Origin of the sequence: Sporolactobacillus inulinus (assembly GCF_006539285.1) — a bacterium.
Lineage (GTDB): Bacteria > Bacillota > Bacilli > Bacillales > Sporolactobacillaceae > Sporolactobacillus > Sporolactobacillus inulinus.
Genome location: NZ_BJMS01000177.1, coordinates 1 through 2591 on the forward strand (window position 1 = coordinate 1; position 2591 = coordinate 2591).

4 protein-coding genes are annotated in these 2591 nt (G+C 43.0%); all 4 read right to left on the bottom strand.

Annotated elements, in window-relative coordinates; genetic code table 11:
• Window positions 1-196: 196 nt before the first annotated feature.
• Window positions 197-1111: a sensor domain-containing diguanylate cyclase gene (locus SIN01_RS14480; protein ID WP_010026932.1), complete on the bottom strand. Its 915-nt coding sequence runs from the start codon at window positions 1109-1111 to the stop codon at window positions 197-199.
• A gap of 4 nt (window positions 1112-1115) precedes the next feature.
• Window positions 1116-1745 (bottom strand): chemotaxis protein CheC, encoded by a 630-nt coding sequence (locus tag SIN01_RS14485; RefSeq protein WP_010026934.1) that lies wholly within the window; start codon window positions 1743-1745, stop codon window positions 1116-1118.
• A complete protein-coding gene (locus SIN01_RS14490; protein WP_010026935.1) occupies window positions 1735-2112 on the bottom strand; it encodes a response regulator transcription factor in 378 nt (125 codons plus the stop codon). The genes SIN01_RS14485 and SIN01_RS14490 overlap by 11 nt, the downstream gene beginning before the upstream one ends.
• 276 nt (window positions 2113-2388) lie before the next feature.
• On the bottom strand, window positions 2389-2591 hold a 203-nt coding region (locus SIN01_RS15280), incomplete at its 5' end, for a hypothetical protein (protein ID WP_218027794.1).

Here is a 2591-nt window from a genome sequence, read left to right on the forward strand (position 1 = left end):
GGAAGTTCATTTCTATTTAGCGGAAGTTCCTTTACTTAGCGAAAGCTCCTTTACTTAGCGGAAGTTCCTTTACTTAGCAGAAGTTCCTTTTTTACGTCGCTTATCACCGTACCACATAACAAAATTTATACTTTTTCCCCTTATTAGAAAAGCCGAACTGGAATCATTATGATTCCGTCCGGCTTTGAAATAGTGTTCATCTGGAGTTTTGTTTGTCTGCGTACATATACTCATCGGCCCGGATAATTAATTCGCTGATTGTTAGACCATCGTCCGGATAAAAACTGATACCAATGCTGAGCGAAACCGAGATCGAATAGCCGTCCTGGATAATCTTCCGCCTTTTATTTGCCTCAATGCGCGTGGCGATCTGATAATAGTCTTTCATTGTACGAATATCCGGGAGCAGCACGAGAAATTCATCGCCTCCATAGCGACAGACAATATCGTGCTTCCGTGTCGACTCGGTCAACAGACTCGCCACCCGAGTCATGACTTTATCACCGGTATCATGCCCATATGTATCGTTAATCATTTTAAATTCATTCACATCAACAAACATGAGACCAAGCATCGTGTTCCTTCGTTTTGCCAGACTTAAATACTTATCCGCAAATTTTTCAAATAAGGCTCGATTTGCGACACCCGTCAGCCGATCATAATAGGCAAGCTTTTCAACAACCTTCTCCTTCTGCTTCAGTTCGGTATTCAGATGAGACAGTTGCCTGACGTAACAGCGCAGCTGATTGATGCGCTTAAACTGACTGGTCACATCGATAAATTCCAGCATCAGAATTACCTCATCACCGACCTGAACGCGGTTCATCTTCAGATTGACCTGATGCTGCTCATTGATCAGATCACGATGCATTGCTGCCGAAAAAAACAGCGGATTACCGCTTACCACCAGCTGTTCCATCGCTCGACTAAAGAAGGGCTGCTTCAACGAAGGCAAGACATCATCCAATTTCTGTCCGAGTATCTTACTGCTCTTCTCCCCATGAAGACCTTCCATAAAAGGATTCCAAAAGGTGATCTCCAGATTCCTTTTGGTCAGGACGATCCCTTCATTTATACAATTAAGAATACCCGGCAGATGTGCATCATTCATTTGATTATACCCCGTTATACAATTTATTGATTTGATCCAGGATTTCTTCGAGTGAATTCAACGACATGTTAATCACGATGGCTCCGGCTATTTCCGTACCCTCAATATCGAAATCAAGGTACATGATCAGCACCAGTTGGTTGTCACCGAAAACGACAAAATGATCCGCACACGCATGATCCAATACATCAATTTCAGGCAAAGTATACTTCACAGGAATGCTTACCGCATTGCTCAACTCGCCGATCATTGAATTGATCACAATATTGCCAATTTCTCTAATCGTATCATAGTCGATATCCGTAAATTCTTTAGTAACCGCTTCCTCATCCCATGTTTCATGAAGGCAAAGCGCAATAAACTGATGCATTTTGTCAGCTGGAAAAAGAAGACTTACGCGTCCTTCCAGTTGTTGATCGAAAGAAATAGATGAAACCATAACCGTGCCTTCCGCAACCTGCGCCAAGTAGTGATCAAGTACGTGTTTGCCCTTTTCCAGATTTAAAATGCTTACATTCGGTATGGAAAGATCAATCCGTTTTCCGATAATATCGGAGAGTGTATTTGCTGCTTGACCGACACCAATGTTGAACAACTCGGTCATGATGTCTGAGCTATTCAGCTTATTGGCCACGGCTGCTACTCCCAATGAGGGCGCAAAGTTCTTTCGCCTTCTTGTCGTCAAGAGGCTTATTAACAAAAGTAAGTACACCCAAATTTTCTATTTCTTCGCGGACATGACGCTGTACATCGGCAGACAACACAATCACCCGGGCATCGGGGTCGGACAGCTTAACCTGTTTAATCATATCTTGGCCACGCAGTTTCGGCATTAACAGATCAACAATAGTGTAATCAGGATGCCAAGCGGCAAACTTCTTAAGACCAGCTTGGCCATCATCTGCAAAATCAAAAGCCACATCGTTCAAATAACAATCCAGAAAAGAACGCGTTATTTTTTGGGAAAACTTTGAATCATCAACGATCAATATTTTGGTCATAAACCGGCCACCCTTCTTAACCAGTCCTGCTATTCTCGTAAATAGCGTGCTCACGCACGATCATTGCATTGTTTCGCATGCGCTCAAGGATACTCGTCCGCACAGAAACTAGGTCTTTATTCCCTTTTTATAACAATTCGACCTTATTAATCAAAATTATATCAAAAAATAAGGCAAAAATACAAGATTAGCCTTCTGCTATACTGATTTTTCTATCGCTACATTCTTTTTATCTATGTCCCTAGTACTATTTCATTAGCTGTGCTACCCTTTTCGTTAGGAACTCTTTTTGTGAACGACAAAACCGAGCATGGGTTGCCCGGTTTCTAAAACTCTGATGTGTGATGCATACGCGCCTGCCGCCCTTGAAACGGGAATGACTGCAATGCGTTGTGGCTGCTCTGTAGTCCAAGCCTTTTCGCACTCGCGAAGCGCCCTCCGTTTTAAGAAAGACCGGGCAAAAAGCGCCCGGTCCTTAC

Bases quoted from the DNA above. Each gene is read 5' to 3' on its own strand.
- SIN01_RS14480 (WP_010026932.1), bottom strand. From the start codon at position 1,111: ATGAATGATGCACATCTGCCGGGTATTCTTAATTGTATAAATGAAGGG.
- SIN01_RS14490 (WP_010026935.1), bottom strand. From the start codon at position 2,112: ATGACCAAAATATTGATCGTTGATGATTCAAAGTTTTCCCAAAAAATA.